The sequence below is a fragment of the Streptomyces sp. NBC_00005 genome (genome assembly GCF_045160215.1).
GTDB lineage: Bacteria > Actinomycetota > Actinomycetes > Streptomycetales > Streptomycetaceae > Streptomyces.
In genome coordinates this window covers 6,372,524-6,388,596 of record NZ_CP108316.1, presented here as the reverse complement: position 1 = coordinate 6,388,596, position 16,073 = coordinate 6,372,524, and the positions used below count along the sequence as shown (strand labels likewise).

Annotated in this window: 16 protein-coding genes; 7 read left to right on the top strand and 9 right to left on the bottom strand. The window is 71.8% G+C overall.

Going from position 1 to position 16,073, the window contains the following annotated elements:
• Positions 1-14: 14 nt before the first annotated feature.
• The 4 genes from OG303_RS29420 to OG303_RS29405 all read right to left on the bottom strand — a co-directional run bounded on the left by OG303_RS29420 (position 15) and on the right by OG303_RS29405 (position 2,881).
• Complete coding sequence (locus OG303_RS29420; protein WP_405872098.1) at positions 15-701, bottom strand: LPXTG cell wall anchor domain-containing protein; 687 nt, start codon at positions 699-701, stop codon at positions 15-17.
• Between the two features lie 99 nt (positions 702-800).
• Complete coding sequence (locus OG303_RS29415) at positions 801-1,427, bottom strand: hypothetical protein (RefSeq protein WP_405872097.1); 627 nt, start codon at positions 1,425-1,427, stop codon at positions 801-803.
• A 330-nt stretch (positions 1,428-1,757) separates the two neighbouring features.
• On the bottom strand, positions 1,758-2,285 hold the full coding sequence (locus OG303_RS29410) for an ATP-binding protein (protein ID WP_405872096.1): 528 nt from the start codon (positions 2,283-2,285) through the stop codon (positions 1,758-1,760).
• A 218-nt stretch (positions 2,286-2,503) separates the two neighbouring features.
• Positions 2,504-2,881, bottom strand: a complete 378-nt coding sequence (locus OG303_RS29405; RefSeq protein ID WP_405877544.1) for an STAS domain-containing protein — start codon at positions 2,879-2,881, stop codon at positions 2,504-2,506.
• 249 nt (positions 2,882-3,130) lie between these two features.
• Here OG303_RS29405 and OG303_RS29400 point away from each other — a divergent pair, with 249 nt between their 5' ends.
• Positions 3,131-4,048, top strand: a complete 918-nt coding sequence (locus tag OG303_RS29400) for an RNA polymerase sigma factor SigF (protein ID WP_405872095.1) — start codon at positions 3,131-3,133, stop codon at positions 4,046-4,048.
• Between the two features lie 132 nt (positions 4,049-4,180).
• Entirely contained in the window at positions 4,181-5,737 is a 1,557-nt protein-coding gene (locus tag OG303_RS29395) for a ricin-type beta-trefoil lectin domain protein (protein WP_405872094.1), read from the top strand.
• A 106-nt stretch (positions 5,738-5,843) separates the two neighbouring features.
• Here the strand turns inward: OG303_RS29395 and hutI are convergent, their stop codons facing one another.
• From hutI to hutU, 4 genes are all read right to left on the bottom strand, one after another.
• Positions 5,844-7,055, bottom strand: a complete 1,212-nt coding sequence (gene hutI, locus OG303_RS29390) for an imidazolonepropionase (protein ID WP_405872093.1) — start codon at positions 7,053-7,055, stop codon at positions 5,844-5,846.
• Positions 7,056-7,105: 50 nt separating this feature from the next.
• On the bottom strand, positions 7,106-8,467 hold the full coding sequence (locus OG303_RS29385) for a formimidoylglutamate deiminase (protein ID WP_405872092.1): 1,362 nt from the start codon (positions 8,465-8,467) through the stop codon (positions 7,106-7,108).
• On the bottom strand, positions 8,464-9,666 hold the full coding sequence (locus tag OG303_RS29380) for an allantoate amidohydrolase (RefSeq protein ID WP_405872090.1): 1,203 nt from the start codon (positions 9,664-9,666) through the stop codon (positions 8,464-8,466). Before OG303_RS29380 ends, OG303_RS29385 begins: the two co-directional genes overlap by 4 nt.
• A 212-nt stretch (positions 9,667-9,878) precedes the next feature.
• Positions 9,879-11,543, bottom strand: coding sequence for a urocanate hydratase (gene hutU, locus OG303_RS29375; protein WP_405872088.1), 1,665 nt, complete (start codon positions 11,541-11,543; stop codon positions 9,879-9,881).
• A 166-nt stretch (positions 11,544-11,709) separates the two neighbouring features.
• Here hutU and OG303_RS29370 point away from each other — a divergent pair, with 166 nt between their 5' ends.
• The 5 genes from OG303_RS29370 (at position 11,710) to OG303_RS29350 (ending at position 15,444) form a co-directional block, all read left to right on the top strand.
• On the top strand, positions 11,710-13,077 hold the full coding sequence (locus OG303_RS29370; RefSeq protein WP_405872087.1) for a diaminopimelate decarboxylase: 1,368 nt from the start codon (positions 11,710-11,712) through the stop codon (positions 13,075-13,077).
• Positions 13,078-13,246: 169 nt separating this feature from the next.
• Entirely contained in the window at positions 13,247-13,663 is a 417-nt protein-coding gene (locus tag OG303_RS29365) for a hypothetical protein (RefSeq protein ID WP_405872085.1), read from the top strand.
• Positions 13,660-14,502, top strand: coding sequence for a transcriptional regulator (locus OG303_RS29360; RefSeq protein WP_405872084.1), 843 nt, complete (start codon positions 13,660-13,662; stop codon positions 14,500-14,502). The genes OG303_RS29365 and OG303_RS29360 overlap by 4 nt, the downstream gene beginning before the upstream one ends.
• Positions 14,503-14,515: 13 nt before the next feature.
• A complete protein-coding gene (locus OG303_RS29355; protein ID WP_405872082.1) occupies positions 14,516-15,049 on the top strand; it encodes a roadblock/LC7 domain-containing protein in 534 nt (177 codons plus the stop codon).
• Between the two features lie 20 nt (positions 15,050-15,069).
• Positions 15,070-15,444, top strand: coding sequence for a hypothetical protein (locus OG303_RS29350; RefSeq protein ID WP_405872081.1), 375 nt, complete (start codon positions 15,070-15,072; stop codon positions 15,442-15,444).
• A 35-nt stretch (positions 15,445-15,479) separates the two neighbouring features.
• Here OG303_RS29350 and OG303_RS29345 read toward each other — a convergent pair whose 3' ends face one another.
• Entirely contained in the window at positions 15,480-16,073 is a 594-nt protein-coding gene (locus tag OG303_RS29345) for a hypothetical protein (RefSeq protein WP_405872079.1), read from the bottom strand.

The window sequence follows — 16,073 nt, the reverse complement described above, 5'->3', positions numbered from 1 at the left end:
CTACGAGTTGCCCATCAGCGGCGGACCGTCTGGTTCCGCCGCGTGATCCACAGCGCGCCCGCCGCTCCGGCGAGCAGCACCGTGCCGCCGAGGGTGCCGAGGGCGATCGCGGAGTCGGCGGGGCCGGTCTGCGGGAGCGAGGAGCCCGACTCGCTGCCGCTCTGGCTGGTCCCGCCGGAGGAGCCGCCGCTCGCGGCCGTCACGTCGAGGGTCAGCGCGGGCCCGGGACTGTTGGAGGGCGTGCACGTGGTGGTCGTGCCGAGCGCCTTGATGGTGAGGATGCCCGGCGTGAAGGTGACCTTGCCGGTCTTCTTCGGCGTGTACGTGCCCGTCAAGTCATTGATCTTGATGGGGGTGTTGGCCGGAATGGCGGCCTGGTTGGCGGGCCCGGAGACGGCCACGGTGCCGCTGTCGGCGCCGCCCAGCTTGATGGTGGCGCTCGGCTTCATCGCGCCCTTGCCCAGCTCGACCGGGCTGGACGAGACGCCCTTCTGCCAGGACATGGTGAGCTTGTAGCCGCTGCCGCTCTTGACGCCCTTGATGTCGATGGGCGAGACGGCGCTCTTGTTCCCGATCGGCGTCTTGCACTGGTAGTTGACGTCGACGACCGTGGCCTCGGCTGCGGGGGCGGCGAGCAGCACCGCCGAGCCGGCCAGGGCCGCGGCGGACGCGAGCGCGGCGGTTCGTTTCCGGTACGACACGGTTCCGCTCCCTCTTCGAGTTCCCGACGCGAGTTTCCGCATCGAGTTCCTGCATCGAGTTGCTGCTTCTGGTTCCTGACGGCACATCAGATTTGGCCGTCAAGGTACGCCCGGGGTCTTGAGGAGGGAAGAGACGGTGCGCGCCGGAGTTGTGGGGATCCGGCGCGCACGCAAGGGGGTTCGAGTGGAGGGAGTGGCCCCCGGGTGACCCTGGGTAACCCGAGCTAGCTCGGCCGCAGGACGTCGGGCACGCCCCACCGCCGCAGCACCTCCGGCACGGCCACCGTGCCGTCGGCCCGCTGGTGCTGCTCCCGGATCGCGGGCAGCAGGCGGCTGGTGGCGAGGCCCGAGGCGTTGAGGGTGTGCACGTACGCCGACTTGCCGCCGCCCGTCGGGCGATGGGGGTCCCCCCGCTCGAGCGAAGCCGAGAGTGGGGAGGATGCCGCCGCGCCGGGCCTGGTAGGCGCGGGCGTTCGACACCGAGCTGACCTCGGTGTAGCCGCCGAGGCTGGGCAGCCAGACCTCCACGTCGTACGTCTTGGCCTGGGCGGGGCTGGTGTCCTCGGCCGCCAGCTTGGTGATCCGGTGGTGCAGGCCGAGGCCGGCGACCAACTCCTCCGCACGGGCGAGCAGTTCGAGCTGGGCGGCCTCCGAGTCCTCGGGGCGCGTGAACTGGAAGAGGCGGACCTGGTCGGGCTGCTGTCGGATGAGGGTGACGTCGAGCATGATGCGCGCTCCGTCCGGTCGTCCGGAGCGGCACACACCGCCCCGGGGTGGTCCCTCGGGGCGTGGGCGAGAGGGTGCTCGCGGTGCCACCACGCCTTCACCGCCGTACGACATGTGCGGGGCCGTACGACGGTCTCGTTCCGGCCCGATGACGGGGGCCGGCCGGCGGGGCATTTCCTCCCCGCACTCGGGAGTGGATTCGCACCGGGACCGCGAGGCCGCCTTCACAGCAGGTGGCGGCTCTCTCGGCTCGCGGAAACCCGGGGCTACTTGTCTCCGTCAGCGCGTTGCGGACGACGAGAGACAGCCGCACCCGGCCGGCAAAGCGAATTACGCCGGTGCGCCGAGCTCCGCCCACACGGTCTTGCCCGTCTGCCCCGGCGTCCGTACGACACCCCAGTCCAGGCACAGCCGCTGCACGATGAACATGCCGTGACCGCCGGGGCGGCCCGCGCGGTGCGGGGTGCGGGGGGACGGCTGGCCGGTGCCGCGGTCGGAGACCTCGACGCGGATCACCTTGTTGTCGCAGGAGATCCACAGCTCGTCCGGGCCCTCGGCGTGCAGACAGGCGTTGGTGACCAGCTCGGAGACGACGAGCAGCACGTCCTCGGCGGCGGCCCGCTGGTCGGCCGTGGCGGCGGGCAGCCAGCCCCAGGCGTACAACGCCTGGCGAGCGAAGTCGCGCGCGAGGGGCACGACGCCGCTCTCGCCGTCGAAGTTCAGCCTGCGGACCTGGCCACCGCCCCCGGACGACGAGGACGCGGCCGACGACGGGGCCGCGTCACCCTCGGACGCCCCGGAAGCGCCACTGGGCTCCGGGCCGCGGTCGCCCGGCGAGTAAGGCCGGGTGGTGCTCATCAGCGCTTCACCTCACCGATTCACCAGTTCACGATTCAAGAGTCAGTACGTAGACAGACGGTGGATCCGTCGCTGTGCTGCCGACTTGTTCAGGATGTCTCCTGCCCGACCGAACCGGCAGAACACCCCCTTATTCGGCACGGAACCCGGGACGCCCGGAAAGTGCCGGTCACACAGGGGGGACTGGGGCTGCACACAGGCTCGATTCGGCGGCCGGCTCAGCCGGTCTCGTCGGCCAGGGCCGCGTCGAGCGTGTCATGGACGGTGAAGACCGCATCCGCCCCGGTGATCTCGAAGACGCGCGCCACCACGGGCTGCATCCCCGCGAGGTGCACCCCGCCCCCCGCGGCCTCCGCCTTGAGGCGCGCGCCGAGCAGCACATTGAGTCCGGTGGAGTCGCAGAACTCCAGCCGTGAGCAGTCCACGACCAGCCGGTTGAATCCTTTGGCGAGGCATTCGTCGAGTGGCTCACGCAACAGATCGGCGGTGTGGTGATCCAACTCACCCACCGGCGTCACGACGGCGCTGGAGCCCTCTTCCCTGACCTCCACCAGTAGCCGGCCAGACTGTGCGCTGCCGACCGTCCCGCGGTCCATGCCGTCTTTCTCCCGACGTCGTGGCTGCTGACTCACGCCCTCGAACACTACGCCTTCCTCACACTCTCCGACACCCGAACAACCGCCAGTAAACGGACATATCCCAACAGAACACACTTGCGGTGGGCGCGGGAAAGCGGGTAGGGCTAGTAGAGATACGTAACCGACACGGCCGGCTTTGGAGGCGCCGCACACCGCAGTGCACCCAATGGCTTCGGCAGCCATATGCCGAGAACGATGGAGGACATCATGTCACCCCGGCTCGACGCATCGCATACCCAGGAGGCGACGTCGACACCCCCTCCGGAACATCTGGATCCCATCGAGAGCATCGAGAGCAGCGACCCAGACGCGCTTGCCGGGCTCGCAGGACTTCCTGAGATCCCTCCGTTCGACGAAGTGGGACCGGTGGACGCGCGTGCGCTGTCCAAGACACTCTTCGAACGGCTGGAGTCCCTCGAGGAAGGCACGCACGAGTACTCCTACGTCCGTAACACTCTCGTCGAACTCAACCTCGCCCTGGTCAAGTTCGCCGCCTCCCGCTTCCGCTCCCGCAGCGAGCCGATGGAGGACATCATCCAGGTCGGCACGATCGGCCTGATCAAGGCGATCGACCGGTTCGAGCTCGCCCGGGGCGTCGAGTTCCCCACCTTCGCGATGCCGACCATCGTCGGTGAGATCAAGCGCTTCTTCCGCGACACCTCGTGGTCCGTGCGCGTACCGCGCAGGCTGCAGGAGCTCCGGCTCGACCTGGCCAAGGCCGGTGACGAGCTGGCCCAGAAGCTGGACCGGGCGCCGACCGTGGCGGAGCTCGCGGAGCGCCTCGACCTCACCAAGGACGAGGTCGTCGAGGGCATGGCGGCGTCGAACGCGTACACCGCCTCCTCGCTGGACGCCCAGCCCGAGGAGGACGACGCCGAGGGCGCGCTCGCGGACCGGATCGGGTACGAGGACCACGGGCTCGAAGGCATCGAGTACGTCGAGTCGTTGAAGCCGCTGATCGCCGAACTCCCGTCCCGGGACCGGAAGATCCTCTCCCTGCGCTTCGTCGCCGGCATGACCCAGTCGGAGATAGGCGACGAGCTGGGGATCTCGCAGATGCACGTGTCACGGCTGCTGTCGCGGACGCTGGTGCGACTGCGCAAGGGGCTGACTGTCGAGGAGTAGGTTTCCCCGGTTTCCTCAAGGGTTACCCACAGAAACCCTTTCCCCAGAGGTTCCCGTCCACCACTATGGGCCCCCATACCCGCCGGTACGTGAAGGCGCCGGCGGGTTTGTTGGGTGCAAGGAGGCGGGTTCATGGCTCGGGCCGACGGGACCGACAAAGGCGTCGAGACCGGGAGCGGTGCCAGTGCGGGCGGGTCCGACAGTACGAGCGTGTCCGACGCGCGGCTGACCGAGCTGCTGCGCTCCGACACAGCGAGCGCGTTCCAGGGCCTGCAGGAGCTGCGCGCACGCCACCGCCCGGCGGTGCTCGCGTACGCCCGCCTGTGCACCGCGGGTGAGGCGGCGGCCGGGCAGCTGGCGGCGCAGGCGTTCACGCTGGCGGCCCGGGAAACGGCCCGGGGTATCGACCCCGGGGTGCCCTGGCGGCTCCAACTCCTGCTGCTGACCGGGAGGTTGGCCGCCTCCTGGGCCACGGACGAGCGGGCCGGCGGCCTCGACGCCGGGCTGCTGCTGGTGCTCAACACGGCGGGCCCCGGCGGCCCCGTACCGCCCATGCTGGCCGCGTTCCAGACGCTCCCGTCCCGTACGCAGGGCCTCGTCTGGTACCGGATCGTGGAGCAGCAACCCGTCGCCGCGACGGCGGAGTTCCTCGGCGTCACCCCCGAGGACGTGGCCTACGGGACGGACTCGGCACTCCAGCAGCTCGGCCAGGCCTGTCTGCGCACCCGCCTCGCCGCCTCGGACGATCCGCAGTGCGGCGACTTCCGCCGGCTGATCGAGGAGTCGGTACGGCCGGACAGCCCCAGGAACAGCACCGACCTGTATTCCCACATGGCGCACTGCACGCACTGCACCGCGGCCCACGAGGAACTGTCGGCCCTGCGCGACTCCCCGCGCACGGCGCTCACCGAGGGCCTGCTTCCGTGGGCGGGCACCGCCTACGTCACGAGCGAGGCACCCCGCCGCCCCAAGCCCCTTGTGGACACCACGGGTTGGCCGCCGTCCCGGCGCTTCCTGATCGCCACGGTCGCGCTGGGCGTGGCCCTCGCCCCGCTGCTGGTCTTCCTGCTGGCGCAGGGCGGCGGTTCACCGTCCTCGGCGTCCCAGCAGGCGGCGGGCGCGGTCGGTACGCCGACGACCGCGCCGGAGGTGACGGTCACGGCGACGGTCTCGACCAGCCCGTCCCCCTCGGCGACCGCCAAGTCGCCGTCCCCGACGAAGAGTTCCTCCCCCTCCAAGCCGGCCTCGAAGTCCCCGAGCCCCTCCCACGCCCCGACCCACGCCCCGAACGGCACGTATGCCCAGGTCGTGAACGTCGGCACGGGCTTCTGCCTGGACATCCGCGACGGCGACCTGGAGAACGGCACGGACGTCGTGACGGCGCCCTGCTCCTCGTCCCGCACCCAGCGCTGGCGCGTCGACTCCGCGCGCGGGGTGGTGCAGTCCTCCGCCGACCCGGACTTCTGCCTGGACAGCCGCGGCGACGTGGACAAGGGCGTGGGCATCTGGGACTGCGGCTCGGTCGACGGCGACCACGGCCAGAACCTGAGCTTCACCGTGGACACCGACGGCGTGATCCGCCCGGCGATCGCCATCGAGACCGCGCTGACCCCGTTCGACGGCGACAGGGTGTCGCTGCGGCCGCTGAGCGGGGGTGGGATGCAGCGGTGGCGGGCCGGTGCCTCCTGAGCGGACTTCCTGATCAGGAATCTGGAATCTGGAATCTGCTCAGGCTTCCTGACCAGGCCTCTTGTGCGCCTCAGACCTGTCGTCCGTCTCAGACCTGTCGTCCGTCTCAGACCTCTTGTACGCCTCGGCGCCACACGCCGGTGACCAGCGGCACGCCCGGACGGTAGGCCAGGTGGACGTGGCTCGGGGCGTCGAGGGTGACGAGGTCGGCGTACGCGCCGGGGCTGAGGCGGCCGATGTCCTCCCGGCGCAGGGCCCGGGCCCCGCCCGCCGTCGCCGACCACACCGCCTCGTCCGGGGTCATCCCCATGTCCCGCACCGCGAGCGCGATACAGAAGGGGACGGACGAGGTGAAGGACGAGCCCGGGTTGCAGTCGGTGGAGAGGGCGACCGTGACACCGGCGTCGAGGAGGCGGCGGGCGTCCGGCCATTCGGCGCGGGTGGAGAACTCGGCGCCGGGCAGCAGGGTGGCGACCGTGTTGCCGTTCGCGAGGGCTTCCACGTCCGCGTCGGTGAGGTGGGTGCAGTGGTCGGCGCTGGCCGCGTCGAGCTCGACCGCCAACTGGACGCCGGGGCCGTAGGAGAGCTGGTTGGCGTGGATGCGCGGGTGCAGGCCCTTGGCCTTGCCCGCGGTGAGGATCGCGCGGGCCTGGTCGCCGTCGAAGGCGCCCTTCTCGCAGAAGACGTCGATCCAACGGGCGTACGGCGCACAGGCGTCGAGCATCTCGCCGGTGACGAGGGCGACGTAGCCGGCCGGGTCGTCGGCGTAGTCGGGCGACACGATGTGGGCGCCGAGGTAGGTGACCTCGTCGGTGTGCGCGGCGGCGATGCGCAGGGCGCGGGATTCGTCTTCGGTGGTGAGGCCGTAGCCGGACTTGGTCTCGAAGGTGGTGGTGCCCTGGCGGAGGGCCTCGGCGAGGTAGCGCGTGAGGTTGCGCTCGAGGTCCTCGTCGGACGCGGCGCGGGTGGCGGCGACGGTGGTGCGGATGCCGCCCGCGGTGTACGACCGCCCGGACATACGGGCGTTGAACTCCTGGGTCCGGTCGCCCGCGAAGACCAGGTGGGAGTGCGAGTCGACGAAGCCCGGGATGACCGCCCGGCCACCGGCGTCGACCCGGTTGTCAGTGGCGGGTGCTTTGCTTGATTCACCGGTCCACGCGATGCGGTCGCCGTCGATGACGAGCGCCGCGTCCTGGATCAGTCCGAGGGGGGAGCCTCCCCCACTCTCGAATTTGCTCGAGCGGGGGGACCCCCATCCGAGGGAGGGGTCGTTGGTGACCAGCGTGGCGATGTTGGTGATGACGGTGCTGCTGCTCATCGTGTCCTCGCGGGGGCGTGGGGCGGCGGGGTCGGCGGGTTCCGGGGTCTTTATGAACGCAGGGCTTCGACGGCCGCGGCGAGGGCCTGCGGCACATCCGGTACGAGCGCGTGCGCCCCGTCGCGTACGACGTGCCGCCCACCCACGATCGTGTGCCGTACGTCCGCTGCCGTCGCGGCGAATACGGCGGTCTCGGCGCCGAGCCTGGGCAGCGGGCCCGCTGTCCTGACCGAGTCGAGCGCGATCGTCGTGAGGTCGGCGAGGGCACCCGGTTCGATCGTGCCCGCCTCGTCCCAGCCGAGGGCCGCGTGACCGTCGGCGGATGCGGCGCGCAGCAGGGCGGCGGCGGTCCAGTGGCCGCGGGTGCGGGTGCGCAGGCGCTCGTTCAGCTCCATCGCGCGTGCCTCTTCGAGCAGGTCGATGACGGCGTGGCTGTCGGAGCCCAGGGAGAGCGGGGAGCCCGCCTTCTGCAGGGCGACGGCGGGTCCGATGCCGTCGGCGAGGTCGCGTTCGGTCGTCGGGCACATGCAGGTGCCGGTGCCTGAGCCGCCGATGAGCGCGATGTCCTCGTCCGTGAGGTGCGTGTTGTGGACGCCGGTGGTGCGGGGCCCGAGGACGCCGTGGTCGGCGAGGAGCCGGGTCGGCGTGCACCCGTGGGCGGCCTGGCAGGCGTCGTTCTCGGCGGTCTGCTCGGACAGGTGCACATGCAGCGGGGCCCGCCGCTCCTCGGCCCACCGCGCCACGGTCGCCAACTGGCCCGCGGGCACGGCCCGTACGGAGTGGATCGCCGACCCGATCCGCGCGTGATCCCGTTCCTTGAGAACTGAACAGCGTTCGGCCCAGGCCTCCGCGCTCCCGTCGGAGAAGCGCAGCTGGTGGGTGTTGGGGGCCTCACCAAGGTGCTTGTTCAGGATGGCGGAGGAGAGGTAGGCGGTGTCGAGGAGGGTGATGCGGATGCCGGCGTCGGCGGCGGCCGCGATGAGGGCCTCGCCCATCGCGTTGGGGTCGGCGTAGGGGGTGCCGCCGGGTGCGTGGTGGACGTAGTGGAACTCGCCGACGGAGGTGACGCCCGCGAGGGCCATCTCGGCGTACACCGCGCGGGCGAGCGCGTGGTACGTCTGGGGGGTCAGCTTGTCGGCGAACGAGTACATGACCTCGCGCCAGGTCCAGAAGGTGCCGGAGCCGACCTGGACGGTGCCGCGCAGGGCGCGGTGGAAGGCGTGCGAGTGGGCGTTGGCCAGGCCCGGGAGCGTCAGTCCGCGCAGGATCTCGGCGCCGGGGGGCGGGGTGTCGGTGTCCGTGCGGACGGCGGTGATGCGGCCGTCCGCGACCTCGACGGCGACGCCCGGCTCGACGTGGGTGTCGAGCCAGGCGTGCTCGAGCCAGTACGTCCGCGTGCGGGAGTGCGTCACGTGCAGGCCAGCCCTTCCAGTACGTCGGCGAGTGCGAGGACCCCGGCCACGCAGTCGTCCTCGGCGGCGAACTCCGCCGGGGAGTGCGAGACACCCGTGGGGTTGCGCACGAACAGCATGGCGGTCGGGATGCTCCCGGAGAGGATCCCGGCGTCGTGTCCGGCACCGGTACCCAGGACGGGAACGTTCAGCTCCGTGTCCTTGCCCAGGATGCGGGCCAGTTCGTCCCGCAGGGCGTGGTCGAACTCGACGACGGGCGTGAAGGACTCGCGGACGACGTCGAGGTCGATGCCGTGGGCCGCCGCATACTCCCGGGCGGCCTTCTCGACGCCGCCGACCACGCGGTCGAGGCGCTCCTGGTCCTCCGCCCGTGAGTCGAGCCAGCCGCGGACCAGGGAGGGGATCGCGTTGACGCCGTTCGGCTCGACGGCGATCTTGCCGAAGGTAGCGACGGCACCGGCGAGTTCGGCCTCCCGCCGGGCGGCGAGCACGGTCTCGGCGTACGACAGCATGGGGTCGCGCCGGTCGACGAGACGGGTCGTGCCGGCGTGGTTGGCCTCGCCCCGGAAGTCGAACCGCCAGCGGCCGTGCGGCCAGATGGCACTGGCGATGCCGACGCGGTCGCCGGACAGGTCCAGCGCCCGCCCCTGCTCGACGTGCAGCTCGACGAAGGCGCCGACGCGGGCCAGCCGTTCGGGGTCCGCGCCGATGCCGTCGGGGTCGTACCCGGCAGCCTCCATGGCCCGCGGAAGGCTGATCCCGTCCCCGTCGGTCAGGCGGTGCGCCTGCTCGACGGTGAGCTGCCCGGCGGTGAGCCGCGACCCGACACAGGCCAGCCCGAACCGGGCGCCCTCCTCGTCGCCGAAGTTGACGATGGCGAGGGGCTTGGTGAACTGCACTCCCCTGCCGCGCAGTTCATCAAGGGCGGCGAAGGAGGACACGACCCCAAGGGGCCCGTCGAAGGCACCCCCGTCGGGCACGGAGTCCAGATGCGACCCCGTGACGACGGCGTCCTGGGCGTCCGGATCCCCGAGCCAGGCCCACTGGTTCCCGTTCCGGTCGACCTCATGGACCAGCCCCCGAGCCTCGGCCTGCTCCTTGAACCAGGCCCGGCACTCGGTGTCGGCCCCGGTCCAGGCGAACCGCCGGTACCCACGGGAGTCGGGGTGCCGCCCGATGGGCCGCAGCTCGCGCCACATGGAGTGGAAGGAGCCACCAACCGAGACACCCTGTGACCCGCCGGTAGCCGCAGCCGCCCCAGGCTGTGGGCAGTCGTTCTGCATGGCGATGGGGGTCCCCCCGCTCGAACGAAGTGGAGAGTGGGGGAGGGTGGGCACAGCCGGACCCGCGCCCGGCGACGGGGCCTCGGCCCTCACCGGACGGTTGCCGCCCCGCTCATGTCCCGGAAGGGTCACGCGTCGCCACCCTCGCGCATCGGAACCCGCACACCCCGCTCGTCGGCAACCGACTCCGCGATGTCGTAGCCCGCGTCCACGTGCCGGATGACGCCCATGCCGGGGTCGTTGGTGAGCACCCGGCGGATCTTCTCTCCGGCGAGCTTGGTGCCGTCGGCGACGGAGACCTGGCCCGCGTGGATCGACCGCCCCATGCCCACGCCACCGCCATGGTGGATGGAGACCCAGGACGCACCCGAGGCCACGTTGACCATGGCGTTCAGCAGCGGCCAGTCGGCGATCGCGTCGGAGCCGTCGAGCATGGCCTCGGTCTCGCGGTACGGGGACGCCACGGAACCGCAGTCGAGGTGGTCGCGGCCGATGGCGAGCGGGGCCGCCAGTTCGCCGGAGGCCACCATGTCGTTGAAGCGCTCGCCGGCCTTGTCCCGCTCGCCGTAGCCGAGCCAGCAGATACGGGCGGGCAGGCCCTGGAAGTGGACCCGCTCCCCCGCCATCTTGATCCAGCGGGCGAGGGACTCGTTCTCCGGGAAGAGGTCCAGGATCGCCTTGTCGGTCTTGGCGATGTCGGACGCCTCACCCGACAGGGCGGCCCAGCGGAAGGGGCCCTTGCCCTCGCAGAACAGCGGGCGGATGTAGGCGGGGACGAAGCCCGGGAAGGCGAACGCCCGCTCGTACCCGGCGAGTTGGGCCTCGCCACGGATCGAGTTGCCGTAGTCGAAGACCTCCGCGCCGGCGTCCATGAAGCCGACCATCGCCTCGACGTGCTTGGCCATGGACTCACGGGCCCGCGTGGTGAAGCCGGCCGGGTCCTTGTCCGCGGCGGACGCCATGTCGTCGAAGTCGACGCCCAGCGGCAGGTACGCCAGCGGGTCGTGGGCCGAGGTCTGGTCGGTGACGATGTCGATGGGGGCGCCCTCGGCGAGCATGCGCGGGAGCAGCTCGGCGGCGTTGCCCAGCAGACCGATGGAGAGCGGGCGGCGGGCGTCGCGGGCCTCGACCGCGAGCTGGAGGGCGTGCTCCAGGCTGTCGGCCTTCACGTCCAGGTACCGGTGCTCGATGCGGCGCTCGATGGCGCGCGGGTCGCAGTCGATGCAGATGGCGACGCCGTCGTTCATCGTCACGGCGAGCGGCTGGGCGCCGCCCATGCCGCCGAGGCCGGCGGTGAGGGTGATCGTCCCGGCGAGGGTGCCGTTGAACTTCTTCGCGGCGACGGCGGAGAAGGTCTCGTAGGTGCCCTGGAGGATGCCCTGGGTGCCGATGTAGATCCAGGAACCGGCGGTCATCTGCCCGTACATGGTCAGGCCGAGGGCCTCCAGGCGGCGGAACTCCTCCCAGTTGGCCCAGTCGCCGACGAGGTTGGAGTTGGCGATCAGGACGCGCGGGGCCCACTCGTGGGTCTGCATCACGCCGACCGGGCGGCCGGACTGGACCAGCATGGTCTCGTCCTGCTTCAGGCCCTGCAGGGTGCGCACCATCGCGTCGAAGGAGCGCCAGTCGCGGGCCGCCTTGCCCGTGCCGCCGTAGACGACGAGCTTGTCGGGGTGCTCGGCGACCTCCGGGTCGAGGTTGTTCTGCAGCATCCGCAGAGCGGCCTCCTGCTGCCATCCCAGGGCGCTCAGTTCCGTACCGCGCGGCGCTCGTACGGGGCGGGGTCCTGACATGGTCTGCCTCCTAGCGGATTGTTGCTGCCGTTATTCACATCCTGACTTCCTGAATAGAACTAGTCAATACATTCGTGGGCCAGCGTGAGCCATCCGCAGATGTTTGGCTGGACGTACAGGCACGGACAGGCACGGACAGCGACGAACGGGGGATGTTGTGGACGGTATGCACAGGGACGGGGTCGGCGGCGAACGGGCGGCCCTGCGTGACGAGGCGGTGCAGGCCGCCGTGGAGCAGGGACTGCTGGGGCCCGGCATCCCCATCGTGGGCCTGCTCGACGTCACCGGCATCCGGGAGACGGCCACCGAGCTGCGGGCGGCGTTCGACGCGGTCGTCGCGCCCGGCACACCGGTGCTGCACGCCTTCGCGGTGAAGGCGACGCCCCTGGTGCCGGTGCTGCGGCTGCTGCGCGCCGAGGGGATCGGCGCGGAGGTGGCGAGCCCGGGCGAGCTGGCGCTGGCGCGGGCGGCGGGGGTGCCGCCGAACCGCACGGTCCTGGACTCGCCCGCGAAGACACCGGCCGAGCTGCGCGAGGCGCTGGCGCTGGGGATCGCCGTCAACGCGGACAACCCGCAGGAGCTGGACCGCATCGACGCTTTGATGCGGTCGGCGACCAGCCGCTCCCCGCTAGGGATCCGGGTGAATCCGCAGGTCGGCGGGGGTTCCATCGGGGCGACCTCGACCGCCACGGCGACCTCGAAGTTCGGGGTGGCGCTGCGGGACGAGGGGGCGCGGGAGTGGGTCGTACGGGCGTACGCCGAGCGCCCGTGGCTGACGCGGCTGCACGCGCACACCGGGTCCCAGGGCATGCCCCTCTCGCTCATGGCGCAGGGCGTGGCCGAGACGTACGCGCTCGCCGAGGAGGTCAACCGGCGGATCGGGCGCCGGCAGATCGACACGCTCGACATCGGCGGCGGGCTGCCGGTGAACTTCGGCTCGGACGAGACGACACCGACGTACGCGCAGTACGCGCGGCTGCTGAGCGAGGCGGTGCCGGGGCTGTTCGACGGGCGGTACGGGCTGGTCACCGAGTTCGGGCGGTCACTGCTGGCCAAGCACGGGACGGTGGTGGCCCGGGTGGAGTACGCCAAGAGCGCGGGCGGGCGCCCGATCGCCGTCACGCACGCGGGCGTACAGGTGGCGACACGAACGGTGTACGTGCCGGGCTCCTGGCCGCTGCGGATCGCCGCGTACGACGGCAAGGGGCGCCCCAAGGAGGGGTCCCGCATCGTGCAGGACGTGGCCGGGCCGGCCTGCTTCGCGGGCGACCTGCTGGCCGAGGGGCGCGCGCTGCCGCTGCTGGAGCAGGGGGACTACGCGGCGGCGCTGGACACGGGCGCGTACTACTTCGCGCACCACTACGCGTACAACTCCCTTGCCCGGCCCGGAATCTACGGCTTCGCTCCGGACGGCACCGGGGGCGTCGCCTTCGCGACGGTCCGGGAGCCGCAGAGCCTCGACGAGATCGTGGCCGAGTCGGGAGGGGCGCACGCCCGCTCGCTCACCACCCTCCGCGCTCCCGACCGCCGTTGACGCACCCCGGCGGATCTGGTGGTCAACTGATCCGAAATCAAGGCAAGTTGACCCACCTTAGTAGCCCGTCGCATGTTCCACCGGAAAATGCCAGATCCCTCACCCCTCGCGCACACGTTGCGTAGTTTCGGCGTCACTCAGCCGAACCGCAGGTGGGAGGGGAGCCACGGTGCCCGGAATCGACGAGTGTCTGCTGGAAGCGATGCGCCTGCCCGGTGCCCGGGGCGCCGCTCTGATCGACTGGACGAGCGGGCTGGCCCTGGGCACCGTCGGGGAGTCCCCCGGCGGCGACCAGGAGACAGCGGCGGTGGAGGCCGCCGAGATCGCCCGACTGGCCGCCGAACAGCACGCGTTCGCGCCCGACGATGCCATCGAAGGCGGCGCGGCCGGCGCGGCCGCCGACGCGGATCCACCGGTCGAGGACCTGATCGTCAGCAACCGGGACAGCTATCACGTGCTGCGGTTCGTGGGGGCCTCCTTCGACGGCAGCGTCTTCCTCCACCTGTGGCTGGCCCGCGCGGAGGGCAACCTCGCGCTGGCCCGCATCCGGCTGGGCGAGATGGCCGAACGGCTGGTGCTGGCATGACGACGGTCCGGACCACCGAGCCCCCGAGCCTGCCCGTACGGGACAAGGCGGCGGCCCGTGAGCGCGCGTGGAGCGGTGTCTCGCCGATGCTGACCCGGCTCGCCGACGAGCACGCCACCGGCGTCCTGGTCCGCGAGCGCGGCACGCTCCACCTCGTCGACGGCCTGGTCGTGCACGCCGAGAGCCCGGCCGCACCCGGCCTGGACACCCTCCTGACGGCCCACGGCGCGCTCGCCCCCGAGGTCTGGCAGCGGGCGCTCACGGCGGCGGGCACCGGCCGCGGCCCCGGCCACCACCTGATCGACGGCGGTCACCTCGCGCCCGGCGCACTGGAGCTGTGCCACCTGACGGCCCTGTACGACGCCGCGTACTTCGTCCTCGCCCCCAGCAGCACCCCGGGCCGCTTCCGCTACGGCACCGAGTCCCGGCTCGGCCCGGTCCGCCCCGTGCCGGTGCCCGCCCTGGAGCGCGAGACGCTGCGCCGCCGCGAGCTCCTCCACCGCATCTGGCCGGACCCGGCCGCGGACGAGGTGCCCCTGATCCGCGCGGCCCCCGTGGCCGCCCCCGCTCTCACCCGCCGCCAGCGGACGGTCCTGAACCAGGTCGACGGCGCGCACACAGCCACGGACATCGCCCGCGAACTGGGCCGCCTGGCCTTCCACACGCTGGTGGACGTGCGCCGGCTGACGGCGGCGGGGTTCGTATCGCCACAGCGGAGGCCGGCACAGCCGCAGTCGGCCCGCGGCGGGCCACCACCGCCGACAGGCCTCGAACAGCTGCCGCCCGATCCCCACATCACCTTGCTGAAGAGGCTCAGGGATGCGCTGGAGGCCCTTTGAGAGGAGACACCGGATGGCTGCCGACCCCCACATCCTCGACGAGCTGCGCCGTCTGAGAGCCCGCGTCCCCCAGCTCACGGGCGCCCTCGCGACCGGCGTCGACGGGCGCGTCCTCGCGCAGGACACCCCCGGCGTCGACCCGGACGGCATGGCCGCGCTCATCTCGACCGCGCACGGAGCAGCCGTGAAGCTGGCGGACGCGACGGGGCAGGGCGAGTTCCACGAACTGCTCGTACGCGGTGTGTACGGCTACGTGGCGACCTACGCGGCAGGCAGCGCGGCCGTGCTGACCCTGCTCGCCCAGGACCGCGTGAACGTCGGCCGGCTCCTCCTGGAGGGCCGCCGGGCTGCCGCCCGCATCAGCGAGCTCGGCGACAGCCGCCGGGCACCCGCGCACCAGGCCAAGCCGGCCAAGGAAGCCAAGCCGGCCGGGCCGGAGGCCAAACCCGAGGCCAAACCGGCCGCGAAGACGGCCACCCCACGGACCAGAACCCCGCGCGCACCACGCACCACGAACACCAACGCGCGCACCACCACGGAAAGTTGAGAGGACCGAGGAGCACAGTCATGGCCAATACCGAAACCGCACTGAAAGAAGCACTCGCTTCCATCGAGGGCTCCACCGGCGTCGCGCTGGTCGACTACACCAGCGGCATGGCGCTGGGCACGATGGGCGGCAGCAAAGGCTTCGACCTCAATGTCGCCGCCGCCGGCAACACCGATGTCGTCCGCGCCAAGATGCGCACCATGGAGCACCTCGGGCTCAAGGGCCAGATCGAGGACATCCTGATCACGCTGAACGACCAGTACCACCTGATCCGCCTGATCAGCGGCCGCGGCGGCAACGGCCTCTTCCTCTACCTGGTGCTCGACGCCAAGAGGTCCAACCTGGCGATGGCCCGCCATCAGCTGAAGAGGATCGAGGAGGATCTGGAGGTCTGACCGCCCGTCCGCCCACTGGATGAGCTGTCCGTCCGCTAGACGAGCGCCGCGGTGCGGCGGCGTGCCCCGCCCGGGGCCGCGTCGCCCGCCGCGATGCCCGTGCTGCGGTACGCCCTGACGGTCTTGCCGACGGGGCGGCCGCCGTTCGCGGCGAGCCAGTCGACCCGCACCCACAGCAGGGCGTCCTCGGCCCGTTCGCGCCGCCCGAGCCAGGCGGCCTTCAGCCGCAGACCGGTGCCGCATCCGGCGAGCAGCATGCCGCCCGCGGCAGGCACCGCGAACGCGCTGCCCAAGGCCACCACGAACGCGAGCAACAGCCACCAGCGGTGCCCGCGGCGCCAGTTGTGCACGCTCACCGCGCGGTCCTGGAGCACGTCGTGCTTGCCCGCGCGGGCGGCCGAGCGGGCGAGGTCCACGTACCGCCCCCGGCGCACGGTCGAGACGACCGCCGCCGCGACGATGAACAGCACGGCTCCGGCCATCACACCGATCCGCCGTCCGGTCAGCCCCGGCACCAGCACCCCGACACCCGCCGCGAACAGTCCGGCCCACCACAGGGGTGCGGCTCCGGCCCGTACGACGACGGCCACCCGGGCCAGTCCTTGAGCTCCGCGATCTCCGCGTGCCAC

Excerpts from the sequence above, each read along its gene's own strand:
- OG303_RS29415 (WP_405872097.1), bottom strand. The coding sequence starts at position 1,427 with ATGCTCGACGTCACCCTCATCCGACAGCAGCCCGACCAGGTCCGCCTC.
- OG303_RS29410 (WP_405872096.1), bottom strand. The coding sequence starts at position 2,285 with ATGAGCACCACCCGGCCTTACTCGCCGGGCGACCGCGGCCCGGAGCCC.
- OG303_RS29405 (WP_405877544.1), bottom strand. The coding sequence starts at position 2,881 with ATGGACCGCGGGACGGTCGGCAGCGCACAGTCTGGCCGGCTACTGGTG.
- OG303_RS29400 (WP_405872095.1), top strand. The coding sequence starts at position 3,131 with ATGTCACCCCGGCTCGACGCATCGCATACCCAGGAGGCGACGTCGACA.
- OG303_RS29395 (WP_405872094.1), top strand. The coding sequence starts at position 4,181 with ATGGCTCGGGCCGACGGGACCGACAAAGGCGTCGAGACCGGGAGCGGT.
- hutI (WP_405872093.1), bottom strand. The coding sequence starts at position 7,055 with ATGAGCAGCAGCACCGTCATCACCAACATCGCCACGCTGGTCACCAAC.
- OG303_RS29380 (WP_405872090.1), bottom strand. The coding sequence starts at position 9,666 with ATGTGGCGCGAGCTGCGGCCCATCGGGCGGCACCCCGACTCCCGTGGG.
- hutU (WP_405872088.1), bottom strand. The coding sequence starts at position 11,543 with ATGTCAGGACCCCGCCCCGTACGAGCGCCGCGCGGTACGGAACTGAGC.
- OG303_RS29370 (WP_405872087.1), top strand. The coding sequence starts at position 11,710 with ATGCACAGGGACGGGGTCGGCGGCGAACGGGCGGCCCTGCGTGACGAG.
- OG303_RS29360 (WP_405872084.1), top strand. The coding sequence starts at position 13,660 with ATGACGACGGTCCGGACCACCGAGCCCCCGAGCCTGCCCGTACGGGAC.
- OG303_RS29355 (WP_405872082.1), top strand. The coding sequence starts at position 14,516 with ATGGCTGCCGACCCCCACATCCTCGACGAGCTGCGCCGTCTGAGAGCC.
- OG303_RS29350 (WP_405872081.1), top strand. The coding sequence starts at position 15,070 with ATGGCCAATACCGAAACCGCACTGAAAGAAGCACTCGCTTCCATCGAG.